Annotated in this window: 17 protein-coding genes; 11 read left to right on the forward strand and 6 right to left on the reverse strand. The window is 62.4% G+C overall.

What is annotated here, in order from left to right:
• The first annotated feature begins 50 nt into the window (after positions 1-50).
• Positions 51-1,376 carry an ammonium transporter gene (locus tag J7I86_RS12365; protein ID WP_214820240.1) on the forward strand — a complete coding sequence of 442 codons (1,326 nt, stop codon included), beginning with the start codon at positions 51-53 and terminating at the stop codon, positions 1,374-1,376.
• 143 nt (positions 1,377-1,519) lie between these two features.
• On the opposite strand, the gene J7I86_RS12370 is transcribed toward J7I86_RS12365, so the two are convergent.
• Both J7I86_RS12370 and J7I86_RS12375 read right to left on the reverse strand, forming a co-directional pair.
• Positions 1,520-2,116, reverse strand: a complete 597-nt coding sequence (locus tag J7I86_RS12370) for a DUF1992 domain-containing protein (RefSeq protein ID WP_214820242.1) — start codon at positions 2,114-2,116, stop codon at positions 1,520-1,522.
• 251 nt (positions 2,117-2,367) lie between these two features.
• On the reverse strand, positions 2,368-4,638 hold the full coding sequence (locus J7I86_RS12375; RefSeq protein ID WP_214820244.1) for a bifunctional SulP family inorganic anion transporter/carbonic anhydrase: 2,271 nt from the start codon (positions 4,636-4,638) through the stop codon (positions 2,368-2,370).
• 286 nt (positions 4,639-4,924) lie between these two features.
• Here J7I86_RS12375 and J7I86_RS12380 point away from each other — a divergent pair, with 286 nt between their 5' ends.
• From J7I86_RS12380 to J7I86_RS12390, 3 genes are read left to right on the forward strand one after another with little or no spacing between them, the layout of a single operon-like run.
• A complete protein-coding gene (locus tag J7I86_RS12380; protein WP_214820246.1) occupies positions 4,925-6,010 on the forward strand; it encodes an acyl-CoA dehydrogenase family protein in 1,086 nt (361 codons plus the stop codon).
• Positions 6,004-7,368, forward strand: a complete 1,365-nt coding sequence (locus tag J7I86_RS12385; protein WP_214820249.1) for a bifunctional PIG-L family deacetylase/class I SAM-dependent methyltransferase — start codon at positions 6,004-6,006, stop codon at positions 7,366-7,368. Before J7I86_RS12380 ends, J7I86_RS12385 begins: the two co-directional genes overlap by 7 nt.
• Positions 7,369-7,370: 2 nt before the next feature.
• Positions 7,371-8,117, forward strand: a complete 747-nt coding sequence (locus tag J7I86_RS12390) for a glycosyltransferase family 2 protein (RefSeq protein ID WP_214820251.1) — start codon at positions 7,371-7,373, stop codon at positions 8,115-8,117.
• Between the two features lie 21 nt (positions 8,118-8,138).
• Here J7I86_RS12390 and J7I86_RS12395 read toward each other — a convergent pair whose 3' ends face one another.
• The 4 genes from J7I86_RS12395 to J7I86_RS12410 form a co-directional block, all read right to left on the reverse strand.
• Positions 8,139-8,717 carry an adenylate kinase gene (locus J7I86_RS12395; protein ID WP_214820253.1) on the reverse strand — a complete coding sequence of 193 codons (579 nt, stop codon included), beginning with the start codon at positions 8,715-8,717 and terminating at the stop codon, positions 8,139-8,141.
• A gap of 101 nt (positions 8,718-8,818) precedes the next feature.
• The gene (locus J7I86_RS12400; RefSeq protein ID WP_214820255.1) at positions 8,819-9,307 is read right to left on the reverse strand and encodes an SRPBCC domain-containing protein; all 489 of its coding nucleotides are present in this window, start codon (positions 9,305-9,307) and stop codon (positions 8,819-8,821) included.
• Positions 9,304-9,666: a metalloregulator ArsR/SmtB family transcription factor gene (locus J7I86_RS12405; RefSeq protein ID WP_214820257.1), complete on the reverse strand. Its 363-nt coding sequence runs from the start codon at positions 9,664-9,666 to the stop codon at positions 9,304-9,306. Before J7I86_RS12405 ends, J7I86_RS12400 begins: the two co-directional genes overlap by 4 nt.
• Positions 9,667-9,714: 48 nt before the next feature.
• Positions 9,715-10,593 carry a MurR/RpiR family transcriptional regulator gene (locus J7I86_RS12410; RefSeq protein ID WP_214820259.1) on the reverse strand — a complete coding sequence of 293 codons (879 nt, stop codon included), beginning with the start codon at positions 10,591-10,593 and terminating at the stop codon, positions 9,715-9,717.
• A 107-nt stretch (positions 10,594-10,700) separates the two neighbouring features.
• Between J7I86_RS12410 and J7I86_RS12415 the strand changes: the two genes are divergently transcribed.
• From J7I86_RS12415 to J7I86_RS12445, 7 genes are all read left to right on the forward strand, one after another.
• The gene (locus J7I86_RS12415) at positions 10,701-12,089 is read left to right on the forward strand and encodes an MFS transporter (RefSeq protein ID WP_214820261.1); all 1,389 of its coding nucleotides are present in this window, start codon (positions 10,701-10,703) and stop codon (positions 12,087-12,089) included.
• Positions 12,086-12,601, forward strand: a complete 516-nt coding sequence (locus J7I86_RS12420; protein WP_214820263.1) for a GAF domain-containing protein — start codon at positions 12,086-12,088, stop codon at positions 12,599-12,601. The genes J7I86_RS12415 and J7I86_RS12420 overlap by 4 nt, the downstream gene beginning before the upstream one ends.
• Before the next feature lies 1 nt (position 12,602).
• Entirely contained in the window at positions 12,603-13,835 is a 1,233-nt protein-coding gene (locus J7I86_RS12425) for an amidohydrolase family protein (RefSeq protein ID WP_214820265.1), read from the forward strand.
• A gap of 86 nt (positions 13,836-13,921) precedes the next feature.
• Positions 13,922-14,629 (forward strand): SRPBCC family protein, encoded by a 708-nt coding sequence (locus J7I86_RS12430; RefSeq protein WP_214820267.1) that lies wholly within the window; start codon positions 13,922-13,924, stop codon positions 14,627-14,629.
• Positions 14,630-14,897: 268 nt separating this feature from the next.
• On the forward strand, positions 14,898-15,728 hold the full coding sequence (locus J7I86_RS12435) for an oxidoreductase (protein WP_214820269.1): 831 nt from the start codon (positions 14,898-14,900) through the stop codon (positions 15,726-15,728).
• A gap of 179 nt (positions 15,729-15,907) precedes the next feature.
• A complete protein-coding gene (locus J7I86_RS12440; RefSeq protein WP_178994140.1) occupies positions 15,908-16,078 on the forward strand; it encodes a hypothetical protein in 171 nt (56 codons plus the stop codon).
• 299 nt (positions 16,079-16,377) lie between these two features.
• Positions 16,378-17,526, forward strand: coding sequence for a glycosyltransferase family 2 protein (locus tag J7I86_RS12445; protein WP_214820271.1), 1,149 nt, complete (start codon positions 16,378-16,380; stop codon positions 17,524-17,526).
• The last annotated feature ends 5 nt before the right edge of the window (positions 17,527-17,531 follow it).

The following is a 17,531-nucleotide window of genomic DNA, read 5'->3' on the forward strand; positions in this document are numbered from 1 at the left end:
GCTCACCGAATATTGATCGGGGGGTTGGACTCAATGAGAAGGGAACGCAGGTGGAGATCTCTGCGCAACACGTCTGGATGATGTTGTCGGCGGCAATGGTGCTGTTCATGACCCCCGGCCTCGGCCTGTTTTACGGTGGCATGACCCGCGCCAAGGCAGCGCTCAACATGATCATGATGAGCTTCATCTCAGCCGGCATCGTCGGTGTGGTGTGGATCCTCTGGGGCTACTCGATGACCACCGGCGACGGCTTCCTCGGCCTGTTCGGCAACCCCTTTGCGCACTTCGGCCTGCAGGATCTGATCGGGTCGCCCGATCTCATCAAGGCCGGCTTCGCAGCCACCTTCGCCATCATCACTGTGGCCCTGATCAGCGGAGCTATTGCCGACCGCGCCAAGTTCGGCGCGTGGGCACTGTTCGTACCGATCTGGATCACCGTGGTGTACTGCCCGCTCGCCTACATGATCTGGGGCGGTGGGCTCATGAGCGCCGGGGGTGCCATTACCCAAATCTTCGGCCAAGTCATCGACTTCGCCGGTGGGGCAGTGGTTGAAGTCAGTTCCGGAACCGCCGCTTTCGTCCTCGCATTGATCGTGGGAAAGCGTCACGGATTCGCCAAGGACCCCAACCACCGCCCGCACAACGTCCCGTTCATCATGATCGGCGCAGCCATTCTCTGGTTTGGCTGGTTCGGATTCAACGGCGGCGCAGCAACCACTCCCGAGCAAGCAGGGCTCATCTGGATCAACACCTTGGTCACACCCGCGGCGGCAATGCTCAGCTGGCTCGTTGTGGAAAAAGTCCGTCACGGTCACCCGACATCGCTGGGTGCAGCGTCCGGCGTGGTGGCCGGTCTGGTTGCCATCACACCTTCTTGCGCCAACATCAGCCCCCTCGCTGCCCTCGGCCTTGGCCTGGTTGCCGGTGCCGCGTGCGCGGTTTTCGTTGACCTGAAGTACAAGTTCGGCTTCGACGACTCCCTGGACGTAGTGGGCGTCCACTTCGGCGCCGGCGTCATCGGCACGCTCTCGTTGGGTTTCATCGCCTTCCCCACCGCGGGCACCGCTGGAGGCCTTCTGTACGGTGGCGGCCCGCAGCAGCTCATCGCACAGACAGTTGCCGTGCTGATCACCATCGCGCTGTCCGGTTTGGGCACGCTGGTGATCGGCCGGATCATTCACAAGACCATCGGATTCCGGGTTCCCCTGGAGCACGAAGTCACCGGAGTGGACCTCACCCAGCACGCCGAGTCCGCCTACGAATTCGGCCTCACCGCCCACGGCCACTTCCGCCAGCAGCAGGCTCACCTCTCGGCCCTGATCGCTCGGAAGCCGACTCCAGCTGCCCCGGAGGCCAAGGAAGACAGCTTCGCCTAAAGGCCCCACCCGCAAAACAGCAGCCGACGGCGGAACGCGAGTTTCGCCGTCGGCTGCTGTTTTCTGCCGTCCCCGCCCAAGTAGGTACCAGTTGAGGCCGTTCTGAGCGCGCTGAAAACGCCCTTAACTGCGACTCGGTTGGGTCATCCGGAGCCGTTCCAGAGGCGCTGCCACCATGTCCGGTGAGCTTCTCGTGCGGGTTCCGAATCCGGTGGGGCTGCCGTGTCCCTACGCTCCCGCCACCTTTCCACCTCCGCCTCCACCTCACGGAGCTTGGTGATCACGGGAGGGCCGCCCTGTAGTTGCCGCCGGGCTTCGACCACGCGTTTGTTAAAATCTTCCAGGATGTCCCAGACCTGTTTCTCGGTGTACTGCTGGTCCAACTTGGCGTCGAGCTCCGAGTCCTCAATTCGCAGCAAAATGGCGGGCGGTCCGATCCCGCTGAGCCGTTCGCGCTGAATGAGCCCTTTGACCCACCAGTCGGGGTCATAGTGCTCCCCAAGATCGGGGATTGGCTTGCCGGCGTACTTGAGGTTGTCGAATTTGCCTTGTTTCTGGGCGTTCCGGATGAGGTATTCAACCCGCGCTGCGTCGTCTACTTTGCGGCGTTTCTCGCGTTCTTCGGCATCCGCGGCCTCGAGCTCTGCGTCTTCCTCGGCGTTCCCGCCCCAGGACCGCACCGCCCGCAGTTCGGCGCCCCGCTCGAGCTTCCGCCTGAAGGGGTTGTTCTCGGTGTTCACGTCCCCGCCACCTCCTCACATGGCAGCCCTCGCCTGCCGGAAATTGTGGTTTCTGAATCCAGTATTACGCACGTTGCCCTGGTTAATCCCCGTACCCGGCGCTCGTCGTTTGAAACCAGCGGGCACCTGTACCTCCACCACCCACTCTGAAATTGCAGCAGCCCCGACACGCCGCCATGAGGAGCGTGCCGGGGCTGGATGCAGCTCAAAGTGGGTGGTGGCGGTCCGGCGGTCCGGCGCACCCTAAGGAACTACGCGCGAACCGCCATGCTCGGATCCAGTTGCTCAATGCCCACCGGGGTCACCAAGACAACCCGTGCCGTGCAAATGTCATAGAACAAGCCGGTGGCCTGCACGTGACCGGATGCCAGGGCAGGTCCGGTGACCGGGTGTTCTTCCAGCTTCCGGAGTTGAAGGGCCACGTTCACCATGCTCAATTGGTCGAGTCGACTGTAGCCCTCAGCCGCAGCAGCAAGTGCCACAGGGTGGCCGGCCAACAGGGCAGAGTAACTCGGCCGGGCGTGCTCCAGCCATGCATCGAAGCCGCTGCCCATGTCAGGGGCAGCCCCTTCGGCATCGGCAATAACCGCTTTCATCGCGCCGCAGTTGGAGTGTCCACAGATCACGATCGAGTCCACGGACAATCCCTTGACGGCGAAGGACAGTGCAGAGTCGATCGAGGCATCTCTGCCGTCATTGCACACCACATTGCCAATGTTCCGGAGTGTGAGGAGGTCGCCCGGTCCGCTGCTGGTGATCAGGTTGGGATTGACCCTGGAGTCAACACAGGCAACAAAGAGCGTGTCCGGGTTCTGTCCTTCGGTGAGATCTTGAACAAGGGGACGGACCTTGTCCGCGTGCCGCCGGTGGTACTTGTCGATCCCAAGGAGGATTGACCGTAGCGGCAGCCGCCCGCCGTCGTCGTCCGCTGGGGTGGCTCCGGAAGGCAACCAGGACGTGCGGGGCGGCAGCGGGAACTCGCGCGGGTCTTGGCGCTGTGGGGTGTTGTCCTCGGCGTCGCTGAATGCCGTGGTGCCGTGTTCTTCGAGGATCACCGACGCGCCGGTGTTGCGCTGCTGCTTTTGCCAGGCGACCAAGGCTTCGCGGAAGGCGTGGTCAAGGTAATCGGCGTTGAGTTCAACTACGACGTCTTGGCCTTCGGGCACGGAATGGAGGACCCGGTTGAGCCGGGGCAGCGCGAAGAAGCTGCACGAGCCGGCGATGGTGACGCGCCATGGCAGCGCTCCAGCGGAGGGGGCGTGCGCTTGGATCTGTGCCCGGAGCACACGCCACAGCACGCAGAGGGCGGCGAGTGCCAGGCCAATGATGACGCCTTCAAGGAGGTTGAGGACCACCACGCAGACCAAGGTGACGCTGTAGACGAGGAGGTCGCCGGTGCGGAGGCTGGTGCGGATGTCCGCAACTTTGATGAGTTTGGCGCCGATCACCAGCAGGAGTCCGGCGAGCACGGCCAGCGGAATCAGTTGGATGAGTCCGGCGAAGAGGGCCGAAAACACCAGGACCCACATGCCGTGCAGGATTGCGGAATTGCGACTCTTCGCTCCGGCTTCAACGTTGGTTGCGCTGCGGACAATCACACCGGTGACGGGGAGGCCCCCCAGCATGCCGGAGACGACGTTCGCGGAACCTTGGCCCACCAGTTCCCGGTTGAGATTGGTCCGCGAGCCGCCCATCTTGTCCACGGCGACGGCTGACAGGAGCGATTCGATGCTCGCGATCAGGGCCACCGTGATGATGGCCATGGCAGCCGCGCGCCAGTTACCCTCGGGCAGGCTGGGAAGTGCGATAGCGTCGAAGATGGAGCCGCTGAAGCTGATGCGCTCCACGCTTGGCGCAACCGCGACGGACAGAGCCGTCACCGCGACGACGGCGGCAAGCGGCCCGGGGATTTTCCGCACCGCGGCCGGGAGGAACTTCCACGTCAAAAGAATCGCGACGACGGCGAGTCCCAGCAGCGCCGAGTGCAGCTCTACGTTGGTGATGGCGGCGGGAAGGCCTGTGAGGTTTTCGATGGCGGACCCAGCAGCTTGACCGCCGAGAAGCACATGGAGTTGCTGCAGGATGATGGTGATCCCAATGCCTGCGAGCATGGCCTTGACCACCACCGGCGAAACCGCCAGCGCTGCCCGGCCAATTCGGCTGACACCCATGAGTAGCTGCACGACGCCGGCAGCAGCGGTGATGGCGCACGTCACCTGCCAGCCGAACTCATCTACAAGACCGGCAACGACGACGGTCAGTCCGGCGGCGGGGCCGCTCACCTGCAGTGGGGAGCCGCCCAGACTGCCTGCCACGATGCCGCCGACGGCTGCGGCAATGAGACCGGCCATGATCGGAGCACCTGAGGCTGCGGCAATACCCAGGGAAAGCGGGAGGGCTACAAGGAAGACGACGAGCGATGCCGGAAGGTCCGCCCCGAGGTTGCTCAGGAAGGATGGCTTCTTTCCTGGCGGGCTGTGCGAGTCGGTGGGAACTGTGGCGGATTGGTTGGGTTGCGGCATTGGTTCTCCTAGCTCGGACTGCTGACCCTTCCAAGCTACGGAACCTGTCACCGTTAATGACAACAAGATGTGACAAGCGTGACAAAGCTGTGAAGATGCGGCTTCATGTTGGGACCAATGGGAACTTTCGCAGGGGGTGCGGGCGTTGGAGGTCCGGAGTTTTGGCTGCTCTGATGAAACATTGGGACCCGGATCACATGAAGTTACCGACGGCGGGAACCTCCCGCCGTCGTTTGCTTTGCGCGGATGGCAGGATCCTAAGGCGCCTTAGAATAGGCTGGGTCTCATGAGCGACACCGAAGCCCAGCCCGTCCGCATCAGCTCCGAGCCCGTGCAGCTGCAAGCACTGGAACCCGTGCTCGAAAAAGTGCGGGCCGCTGTGGGCGACGTGCCGGCATTGCTGACAATTGCCGAGGACATCGGACGGACGGCCCCTAAGCCAAGCGAGGGAAATACCGCCAAGCTTTGGGAGCTGTTGGCCTCCGTGACGGCGGTGGACGTAGCTGCCGGGCGCGTACTCGAACCACACCTGGATGCTCTCGCGATCCTCGCCCAAGCCGGAGTCGAAGCCGGTGTTGGCGGCGAACACCAAGGAGCATGGGGAGTCTTCGCGGCGGAAGGCCCGGGAATGAAGCTCGAGGCCAAGCGCACCGCTGACGGCAGCGTCGTCCTCAATGGATCCAAGCCATGGTGCTCACTGGCCGCGCAGCTGGACGGCGCCGTGATCACCGCTCACACCGAGGACAACAGCAGGGCCGCTTTCGCCGTGAATCTGAAGGATCCCGGCGTCTCCTGTGAAACACCGGCGTGGACCAGCCGCGGACTACAGGAAATCCCCAGCGGAACCGTCCACTTCGACCAAGTGGATGCGCGGCCCGTCAACCAAGGAAGCTGGTATTTCAAGCGCCCGGGTTTCGCTTGGGGCGGCATGGGTGTGGCTGCCTGTTGGTTGGGCGGCGCGGTGGCCGTGGCTCGCGATTATGCGAAAGCACTCACCGAGGCCGCAGCTAATGGGCGCGAACCGGACCAGATCGCACTGGCTTCCCTGGGCGAGATCGACCGTATCCTTGCCACGACCACGAGTTACCTCGCCCAGACGGCGGAACGCATCGACGCCGGCGAGTTGGGAGGCTCAGATCCTGACAGCCCAAGCCCCTGGCCCGAAGCCCTGCGCATCCGCGGAACCGTTGCCGCCGCCGTCGAGCGTATCCAGACTCTGGTGACGCAGAACCTGGGCCCCGGCCCCTTGGCTTTCGACGAAGAGTATGGCAAGCGCATGGCGGACCTGTCGCTGTACATCAGGCAGCACCACGCCATGCGGGACGATGCGCAGTTGGGCGCCCTGGTTCTGAAGGGGGACCGCAGATGGTAGCTTTCTCGCACACGGATACCGGCACATCGGAGTCGGAATGGGCTGCCAGCGGAGTTGCCGCCTTGCCCGAACTGCCCCTGAGCGCAGAAGAGCTCGCGGGCATGAGGTTCATAGTGCTCGCCGCCCACCCGGACGACGAAACACTCGGTGCAGGCGGCTTCCTGGCAAAACTTCATGCCAGCGGAGCGGCGGCGGAGGTTTTGCTATGCAGTGCGGGCGAGGCATCGCATCCGGACTCGCAAACCACGACGCCGGAACAGCTTGCCGCTGTCAGGCTCACGGAGTTCGACACGGCAGTGTCCGGGCTGGCTCCCGACGCCACGTGGCGGTTTCTGGAACTTCCCGATGGGCAACTTGCGGCCCACAGGGAGAGCATCGCAGAGACCCTCCGGGCAACGATTGCCACATCCGGAAAGCCGTCAGAGACCGTCACGATCGTGGCCCCCTACCGCCAGGATGGGCACACGGACCACGACACCCTTGGCAGCGTCGCCGCTGAAGTCGCAGCGCAGGGCGGCCATGGTCTGCTGGAATACCCCATCTGGTACTGGTTGTGGGCAGGAACTGATGACACAACGTGGGAGTCCTGGGTGCGGGTGCCGTTGACCGACCAGGATCAGCGTGCCAAAACCAAGGCAATGGGCGTCCACACCTCCCAAACGGAGGCGCTCTCTGACCGTCCCGGCGATGAGACACTCCTGTCAGACAGTTTCCTTGAGCACTTCCGTAGGCCGTGGGAAACCTTTGCCTGGCATCCGTCCGAGGCCGGGAGCAACAGCGCCGCGGACGCAGAGCGGATCTTCGACGAGGTCCACTCAAGGGAAGACGATCCTTGGAGTTACACCACCAGCTGGTACGAACGCCGCAAAAGAGCATTGACCTTGGCCGCTCTCCCGGAGGAATTCTACGAATCCGGGCTGGAACTCGGGTGCTCCATCGGCACCCTCAGCGTGGAACTCGCCCAACGCTGCCAGCAGTTCCTTGGCGTGGACGCCAGCAGCGCAGCCCTTGCCCAGGCAACTGAGCGGCTCTCACGGTTCCCCTCGGCGGAGGCCCAACACCTGACCATGCCCGGTGAGTGGCCTCAGGGCACTTTCGATCTTGTGGTGTTGTCAGAGACGGGCTACTACCTTTCGCCGGATGAACTCGCCGAACTCCTGGAACGGATTGAAGCGTCCACCCGACCGGGCGGCACCTTTGCTTTGTGCCATTGGCGTCACCCGATCTCGGGCTGGCAACTGGACGCGGAAGCGGTTCATGCGATGGCTCGCAACCAGCTCGGGTGGCCAACGCAGGGGCTCTACCGCGAGAAGGACTTCATGCTGGAGATCCTCGTCGCTCCGGACCGGACAGCATAACCATGCCCGGGCCGCTGGAGATAAGGAGCGTGGCAGTGGTGATGCCCGCTCACAACGAGGACCAACACATCGGCAGAGCGCTGGCGGCATTGAAGTCCTCCGCGGATGCGCTCCACTGTGAACGGCGGGACGTGGAGGCCAGGATCGTGGTGGTCTTGGATCATTGCACCGACCGATCAGCGGAGATTGTTGCTGCGCATACCTCCGGCGATGCCCGCTTCAGCGTGGTCAACGTGAAGCTGCGAAGCACAGGAGCCAGTCGTGACTATGGTTTCCGCACAGCCTTGGAAAGCCTGCCAGCTGATGATGCTGCTGCCGGCATCTGGCTGGCCACAACGGACGCCGATTCCGCTGTTCCCCGGCACTGGCTGACGCGGCAAGTGGAACTGGCCAACGCCGGAGCGGACGCCCTTCTTGGGTCAGTGGAACCCGATCCAGCGGACATGGACCCGGCCATCCATCGTCGGTGGATGGAACTCCATCCATTCCGGGAGGACCACCAGCACATCTACGGCGCGAACCTGGGAACCCGGGCCTCTGCATACATCAGTGCCGGCGGTTTCCCCAGCCTGCGCGCCCATGAGGACCGCGTCCTGGTGGAACGGCTCCGCCGCCGGGGCTTCACCGTCACAGCCACGGATTCCATTCGCGTTGTGACCTCGGGGCGTACACACTCCCGTGCCCCGGAAGGATTCGCCTCGTATCTACGCTCCCTCGCAGCGGAGCTCCCGGCTACAGCTGGCGGCTAACCGGCAAGTGGCCGCCAGTGGCTAGCCCGCCAGCGACCCCTCCAGGGCGGCTATGGCAGCCTTCGTGATCGTTTCCGGCTGGCCCGATCCGTCAATGCTGAGCAGAATCCCGCGGTGCGAGTATGCGGTCAGCACTGGTTGCGTCTCGTCCCGGTACAGCTCAAGCCTCCGCTGGATCGCGGGTTCGGTGTCGTCGGCGCGTCCTTGTTCCTGCGCCCGGCGGAGTATTCGGGCCAGCAACTCGTCGTCCGGTGCTGTCAGCTCAAGGACTACTTCCAAAGTCTGTTGACGGTCGGCCAGCATCTCGTCCAGGGCGCCGATCTGTATGACCGTCCGCGGGTAGCCGTCCAACAGGAAGCCGTCCGCTGCGTCTGCTTCTTCAAGCCGCGCCCTCAGCATGGCCGTGGTGACGTGATCCGGCACAAAATCGCCGCGATCCATGTACCCGCTGGCTTCAGCCCCGAGCTCCGTCTTGTCGCCAACGTGAGTGCGGAACAGCTCACCGGTAGAAATAGCGGGGATCCCAAAATGCCGCGCGATGTGCTCCGCCTGCGTGCCTTTTCCGGAACCCGGAGGACCCATGATGATCAATCGCGCCATGACACTGGTCCGTTTCGAGAGGCAACCGGGTCTTAACCATACGCCGACGACGACGGGAGGCACCCGCCGTCGTCGTCTTCTTTTTGCTTTTGGTTCAATGCTCAGGCGTTGGCAAGCACGGCATCGATCTGCTCGATCGCTTCCCGCATTCGTTCTTCCATGCCCATTTCGGCCATCTTCTGCATTTGTTCTTCGGAGTCGAAGGTGGAGGTGATGGTCATCCGGGTGCAGTTTTCCAGGGGCTCGAGCTTCACGGTGGCGTGGGTAACGCCGAGATCGTCCACGGGTTCTCCCTGTTCGTCCGCGAAGCCGTCGTCGAACTCCAGGTGGTCCGGGGAGTTGATGGCGGTGAACTTCCACCAACCTCGTGCCTTGGTGCCGTCCGGTCCGGTCATGTAGTAGGCGGCCTTCCCACCAACGGTGAATTCGTGCGTCTCGAAAGTGGCCGGCCAGGTGGGCGGTCCCCACCAGCGCTCAAGCTGCCGGGGGTCTTCCCAGATCCTCCAGACGCGCTTCACGTCGGCATCGAATTCGGAAACAATGCTGAAGCGCAGGGCCTCAACGTCTTTGTTTACGCTGACAACAGTCATGGCAGATCCCTTTCATCATCTTCGGCGAGTATGTCCGCAATCCGGTCGGCGCGTTGCCGCCAGATCATTTCGAATTGATCCAGCAGATGGCGGGCTTTCTGTAGTCCTTCATGGTTCCCCCGCACTATCTGCTCCCTCCCACGCTTCTCCTTGGTCACCAGGGAGGCCCGTTCCAGGACCGCAACATGCTTTTGCACGGCCGCGAAACTCATGGTGTAGAGCGCAGCAAGCCCGGAGACCGAGTACTCCCCCGCCGTCACCCGGGCCACGATGTCCCTGCGCGTGGCATCGGCCAAAGCCTGGAAGATCCGGTCGGTTTCGGCGTCAGAGAGATGTGTGCGGAGCTGATCTACAACCATTTGGTTGTACGATATCCCCGCCGAACGAGCAGAGTCAATGCTTCTAAGCTAAGAGCTCGAACGGGGATGCATGATGCGCATCTGGTCCCAAGTCCGCTCTGAAGCCGCGATGTTCTGGTTGGAGCGCTCACGGTCCAAAGAGGCAAGCTCGACGGCGATCGCCTGGACTGCGGCCACGGCACCTGTCAGGGACGGGAAGAATCCGGCCCCCTCGGTGGGCACCACAATCCTGTGGTCTGCGTGCACTGCCACAGGCGATCCCGCGCTGTCAGTGATGGAAACGATCGGCGTGCCCAGATTGTGGGCGATGTCCACGGCCCGCATGGTGCTGTCGTAGACCCGCCAGAGACTGATGGCAATAACGAGGTCCTCTGCACCGAGCCGTGCAATGGCATTAGTAAGGGCTGCGACGTCGGCGTCGAGGAGCCGGACGTTGTAGCCGGCGATGATCGCGTTGTGCTCCAGGGCCTTGCCGGGGATGGCATAACTGCCTGCTGCGACGATGAAAGTCTGCCGTGCACCTGCGATCGCCTTCGCAATATCATGGAGAGTGTGGGCGTCTAAGGTGCGCTCGAAATGCGCCAGATTCGCCCGGTCAGTGGACACCGCTGCCTGTGCAGGACTGCTGATGTGGCCGTTGTGTTCGGCCGCAACCTCCACTGCGCTCAGCGACGCCAGGAACCGCGAACGCAGCTCAAATTGGAAGTCCGCCCACCCTTTGAACCCCAGCGTTTGCGCGGTTCTGGTCACGGTGGAGGCGTTCGAGGCGGCCACTGCGGCGATGTCGCTGACGGAGCCGTAGGAAGCAAGCCGGGGCTGGGATCGGAGGATGCCAATCACCTGCAATTGACGGGCCGCGAGCTTCCGCCCTTGGACACGACTATCCAGCCACTCGGTCAACGTTGACGAGTCGAAATCTTCTTCCACCTATTGACCTACCTCACACTTTGGCCGTAACTTCGATACATCGCTTCTGCACAGACCCGTGCATATTCCTAAAAATGTACAACTTGGCCCACTTGGCAGGAATCCCCATGTCTCTCACAGCACGCCTGGATCGTCTGGCTCTCAGTCGACCACACTACAAGCTTCTCCTCATCGGAGGCCTCGGCTACTCATTCGACGGTATGGACGGGGCAGTAGTGGCATTCCTGCTCCCGCGCATCCAGGAACTTTGGGGCCTCAGCACCGCAAGCCTCGGCTTGGTGGGCTCGGCGGCCCCGTTCGGCTTCTTCTTCGGCGCAATCCTGTCCGGCTGGATGGGCGACCGCTTCGGCCGAAAAAAGGTCATGCTCTGGGCTCTGGCCTTCTACTGCCTGATGTCGATAGTCGCGGCCATGGCCCCTAACTTCGAAATCTTCTTGATTGCACGGATCTTTGCAGGTTTGGGCGCAGGCGCTGAAAGCGTGATCATCGCCCCCTTCCTCTCCGAGTTCATTCCCCCGAAACGCCGAGGCTGGTTCATTGGAACCCTGGCCGGATTCTTCTCCTTTGGCTTCGTGGCCGCGGCACTGATCGGCCGGTTCGTTGTTCCGCTGGGCGAGGACGGCTGGCGCTGGGCGCAGGTCCTCACCGCAATTCCCATCCTGCTCCTTCTCTGGTGGCGTCGCAGCCTGCCCGAATCCCCGCGCTTCCTCATCAGCCAAGGCCGCATTGCGGAGGCAACCGAAGTAGTGGACCGCTTTGAGCAGAGCGTAGTGAAAGCTACCGGCAAGCCTCTGGCCCCCTTGCAGCCTGCCGAGGAAGAGATCACCAAGCACGAGCAGAAGATCAGCGTCTGGAACGCCTTGAAGTTCATGTGGTCCAAGGCCATGCGACGCCGCACCGCAGTGATCTGGTTGATCTGGTTTGTGATCACCTTCTCCTACTACGGCTTCTTCTCCTGGATTCCCACGCTCCTTGTGGGCCGCGGCATCACCATCACCAAGAGCTTCGAGTTCTCGATCCTCATTTATCTCGCGCAGATCCCCGGCTACTTCTCGGCGGCCTGGTTGTGTGACCGCATTGACCGCAAGAACACCATTGCCCTGTACCTGGCGGGATCGGCCATCAGCGCTTTCTGGCTGAGCCAATCCAACGATTCCGGAATGATTCTGGTGGCCGCTGCAACATTGTCCTTCTTCCTGAATGGCACCTACGCCGGCGTCTACGCCTACACGCCGGAGCTCTTCCCCACCTGGATGCGCGCCACGGGTGTTGGCCTTGCCAGCGCAGTGGGCCGCATCGGCAGCATCCTGGCGCCGTCCATCATCGGTATCTTCGCCTCCTCCCTCGGTTTTGGCGGTGTGTTCACCATGACCACCGTGGTTCTGACCATCGGCGTGCTGGGTGTGGTGATCTTCGGAGCTTCCACGGCAGGCAAGTCCTTGGAGGACATCAACGCCCGCGCCGAACATGACCCCGCCGCGGCAGGAAGCAAGTGAACACCGTGAAGACAGACGAAGTTTTCCAGCAAACGCTTGAGGCAATGCAGCAGGAACCTGGAGTCATACTGTTCACCGCACTGCAGTGGATTCCGCAACGCTCCAGCCTCAAGCGGCTCTTCACCAGCCACCCCGCTGAGTATCCGGTAGGTGGCGAGAAGACAGTGGAGATTTCCCCGGGCTGGCTGGGGACGGTTATCGAGGACAAAAAGCCCTTCCTCGCCGCCGATCTGGAAGCGCTCCGGGAAGTCTTTGCGGACTCCGAACTCATCCAGCAGCTGGGCTGTGGCGCCGTCATCAACGTGCCCGTCCTGGATCAGGAAAACAACGTTGTGGGCGTCCTTGCCCTCTTGGACGCGGAAGGCAAGTACACGCAGCAGAGTGTGGAAACCGCCGTCGACGTCATCAACGCCCACAAGGCCAGCCTGGTTCAGGCCTTTGAAGCCCACCCCACCGAAGCCGAAGCCCTCGAAGCCACCGGCCCCGACGTCCCAGGGAAGGACACCATCTAACGTGAGCACCACCCCAGAAACCACCCCCTTGGTCATCCGCAACGCAAGCGTCCTGGACGTTGAGTCGGGCGCCTACTCCACTGCCGACGTCGTGAGCGTTGATGGAAAGATCAGCAGCGTCGGAGCGAATACCGAGGCGCCTTCCGGCGCGCGAATCATCGACGGCACCGGCAAGTTCGTCATTCCGGGCCTGATCGATGCACACGTCCACGTGGTGGCGTCCAGTGCGGATTTCCGTTCACTGACCTACACGCCGGCGTCCTACGTTTACGCGCAAACGGCCCGGATCATGGGACAGATGCTGCGCCGCGGCTTCACAACCGTTCGTGATCTTTCCGGCGCCGACTTTGGGCTGGCCATGGCGCAGCAAGAAGGTCTGCTTGAAGGTCCGAAGATCCACTTCTGCGGACACGCGCTGAGCCAGACCGGCGGCCACGGCGATATGCGCCTTCCCGGCGAGGACCACGACCCCAACGGCCGGGGTTGCTGCGGGATCGGGCGCGTAGCAGATGGTGTGGATGCGGTCCGCGCCGCCGCCCGCGACGAGATCCGCAAGGGCGCCCACCACATCAAGATCATGGCATCCGGCGGCGTCTCCTCCCCCACTGACCGGATCGACTCCACCCAGTACTCCATGGAGGAGATGCGCGCCGCGGTGGAAGAGGCCCAGGCCGCCAACCGCTACGTTGCCGCCCACGCCTATACTGCCCGCGCCATCAACCGCGCTTTGGAAGCCGGTGTCCGCTCGATCGAACACGGCAACCTCCTGGACGATGAAAGCCTGAGGCTGTTCTTGGAAAAGGACGCGTTTCTGGTCCCCACGCTTGTCACCTACTGGGCACTGAAGGAGGAGGGCAAGGAGTTCGGGCTCACGGAGGAAATGTGGGCCAAGGTGGATTCAGTGCTCACCAGCGGACTCGAAGCGATCGGCCGCGCCCACCAGGCCGGCGTGAAGATGGCTTTCGGCTCGGACCTCCTGGGCGGCATGCACCGCCACCAGAACGAGCAGTTCAGGCTGCTCGGTAAGGTTCAGCCGGCCATTGACGCCATCCGCTCCGCCACCACGACGGCGGCCCTGCTGCTTGAGCGCGAAGGTGAACTTGGCGTGATCTCACCGGGCGCTGATGCCGACATGCTGGTCCTCGGAGCCGACCCCGTGGCGGATATATCCGTACTGGCGGACATTTCCGAACATCTTGAGTACCTGATTCAGAACGGCAAGGTGATCTCCTAGCTTCATTCGTTCAAGGCCTGTATTAACCTCTCAAGAAGCTCGATAATGTAAGTATGCTGATCAATATCGAGTAGGAGGAGGAAGCCGTGACCACGAAAGTGAACAAAACAATCATGGTCAACGTTCCAGTCAGTACGGCCTACAGGCAGTGGACCAAGTTCGAGGAGTTTCCGCACTTCATGGGCGGAGTCGAGCGTGTGACACGGCTCAGCGAAGACCGGCTGGAATGGGTGGCCGAAATTGCAGGCGTCCATCGCCGCTGGGAAGCCAAAATTGTTCAGCAGGACGTGAACCGGGCAGTGGCGTGGGCAGCCGTAGAGGGTGCAAAGAATGCCGGCTGGGTTGATTTCAAGGAAGCCGGCCCCAGCCAGACGTCCTTGCACCTGTCCTTGGAATACGAACCGCATGGCGTCCTCGAGTTCCTGGGCGACAAGTTGCACATTGTTGAAAGGCAGGCTGAGTCAGACTTGAAGAAGTTCAAGGAATACATCGAAAAGCAGGCACCGGAGACCGGCGACGAGACCACGGAGCGGGCCACTGCCAGCACCTCTGGCACGGCTACGGGAGCCACTGCCGCCACCGGGACGCCTGGCCCTGCCACCTCGGATTCGACGCCGATCGTGGATCCCGTCACCCATCCGTTTGATCAGACCAACGGACTGGCTGATGTGGACGGTGACTCCGACGAAACCGCCGAGAGTGACACCCGCAGTGCCGCCGAACGGAAGCAAGACGAGGACCGCGGACCGGGCTTCATACCGCCACAGAGCGGCTTGCTGCCGGGACAGCACTAACTCTCATTTAGCGTGGCATCCTGACCTTCTTTGGCAGCCGAAGCGCGGAAAGTAAACCCAAAAGGTTGAAACGGGCGTCTCCGGAATTCAAAGAGGGTCAGGAACCAGCGCGCGCCCGATGCCGTAGGCTTGACCACCCTGGGCGGCCGGCTCCACCCGCTCCACCCCTCCAGCCAGGGAGGCACTGCCAGTACCCCGAAAACCGGGCACTCCCTCACGCCCAAGGAGTAGCGTTCCCTTGGAATGGTCCCCTACGAAAAGGAACATCATGACTACCTGGCTCATTACAGGCTGCTCCACCGGACTCGGCCGCGCGCTGGCCCAGGCCGTCCTCGCACGAGGCCATAACGCCGTCGTCACCGCCCGCGACACCTCAACGCTCCAGGACCTGGCCACGGAATTTCCGACGACGGCCCTCGCTGTGGCGCTCGATGTCACCGAGCAGTCGCAAGTGGACGCCGCGGTGCTGCAAGCAGAGCAACGTTTTGGGGCCGTGGACGTCCTGGTCAACAACGCCGGCTACGGTTATCGCGCCGCGATCGAAGAAGGCGACGACGCCGACGTTCGGACGCTGTTCGACACCAACGTTTTCGGCCCGGTGGCAATGATCAAAGCAGTCCTCCCCGGCATGCGTTCCCGGCGCTCCGGCGCGATCGTGAACATTTCCTCGATCGGCGCCCGCATCTGTCCTCCGGGCTCGGGTTATTACTCGGCGTCCAAGGCCGCGCTTGAGGGCTTGTCAGGCTCTCTGCAGAAGGAACTCCAACCTCTGGGAATCTCTGTGACCGTGGTGGAACCGGGTGGTTTCCGCACGGACTTTGCAGGCCGGTCGCTGACGCAGTCGGCCGAAGCAATCGCCGATTACGCTGACACCGCCGGTAAGCGCCGCAAGGAGCACGACACCGTCCATGGCACGCAGCAGGGCGATCCGGACAAGGCTGCGGCAGCGATCATCACGGCGGTCGAAGCTTCCGAAACTCCCGGTTTCCTCCTGCTCGGTGAAGACGCTGCCAAGGCTTTCGACGCCGTGGAGGAAGCCCAGCGTGCCGAGGTGGACCGGTGGCGCGAGCTCAGCGTCAGCACTGGTTACACAGAGTAATGAGCAACGTGTAATCGGTCACACTTGGCCGGAATGGCTTGTCAACGGTGGTGGGCACCATGAACCATGAAGGAGGGAATTCGTTCCCATACAAGCTGAATCAGCAATCCTCACCGACGAGGATGCGGCCCCTGCGAAGAAGCTTGGGGCTGTTAACGGCCTGAGTGAAAGTACTGACAATGACGACACATACTGACTCCATCACGCTGAAAATCTGGGACAAGTCGGCAATCGACCACACTATCGATGCCGCCATTGAATCCCTCTCACACCGCGCTGCCGCCGAAAATTGCGGAATCGCGGTAACCCTCAGCGGTCCCAAGACCTTCACGGTCAGCCTGAACCGCTAAGCAGCTCAAGCACCACGCAAGAGGACGACGCCGGGACGCCCCCGACGTCGTCCTCTTGCGTTTAAGCGCCTCCCGCAGTTGTCTGGCCTCCCCGGCGTTGTACGGCTCGTGATTCGAACAAGCCCGGGTTTCACCCGAGATTATTTGGCGCCAGTGGTCCTTCCACCCGGTTCGTGACGCCATTCAGAAAGTCCTGCGCAAACCTTGAGACTTCCTTGATGGTTTTCCTCCCCAGATCTTGCGTTCGCGTTGGAACTCTAAGTGAGACAACGCTGCAACGCACGAACGGAGGGATCACAATGCTTACGGAAACAACGGCCACCACAGCTGCATCGGCCCCGGCAAACGCACCGGACACAGCTTCCAGGCGGCGCCGATCCCACCGGGCGGCGGGCGGGGTAGTCACCGTTCTGGTACCAGCACACAACGAGTCCGCCGGCATCACCGAGACGCTTCACTCCTTGAACAACCAGACCCACCGCCCGGACCGCATCATCGTGGTTGCAGATAACTGCACCGACGATACTGAAGAGCTTGCAATGGCTCAGGGTGCCGAGGTTATCCGCACGGCGGGCAACAAGGACAAGAAAGCCGGCGCGTTGAACTTCGCCCTCAGCGAGCTCCTTCCTGATGCCGACCCCGAGGACCTGGTCCTGGTTCAGGATGCCGACTCGCAGCTGGCCCTCGACTTCATAGAGAACGCCACCGGAAACCTGCTGGCCGACGAATTGCTTGGCGCCGTTGGCGGAGTGTTCAGCGGCGGCCCTGGCGGCGGTTTTGTGGGTCACCTGCAGCGCAACGAATACGCCCGCTACGCACGGGACGTAAAGCGACTCCATGGCAAGTGCCTGGTAGTGACCGGCACCGCGGCCCTTTTCCGCGTCAAGACGCTGCGCGACGTCGTGGCCGCCCGGTTGAAGGGCACTCTCCCTCCCGGTAACGGCAAGGGCGGCGTCTACGACACCTCGGTCCTGACCGAAGACAACGAACTCTCCTTTGCCCTGTTGACTCTGGGCTACCGCATCGCCTCTCCGTCAAATTGCACGCTGGTCACCGAGGTCATGCCAACGTGGCGTGAACTGTGGTCTCAGCGGCTCCGGTGGAAGCGCGGCGCGGTGGAGAACTGCGTGCAATACGGATGGACCAAAGTAACCAGGCCTTACTGGGGACGCCAGTTCCTTTCCATACTGGGCGTCGTAGTGACACTGGCCTACTTCGGTTCCCTCCTGTTCGCGTTGATGTCCGGGATGGGCTTGAACCTTCAGCCTTTCTGGATTATTGTCACCGGCATTTTCATCCTGGAACGCATAGTTACTGTGCGTTTCCGGGGCTGGAGGTACATGCTCCTGGCCGCAACCATGTACGAAACCGTCATCGATATCTTCCTCCAAGCTGTTCACGCCAAGGCCTACCTGGATGCAGCATTCAACAGAAAGAAAGTTTGGTAACCGAC

This window comes from Arthrobacter sp. ISL-95, assembly GCF_018613695.1.
GTDB lineage: Bacteria > Actinomycetota > Actinomycetes > Actinomycetales > Micrococcaceae > Arthrobacter.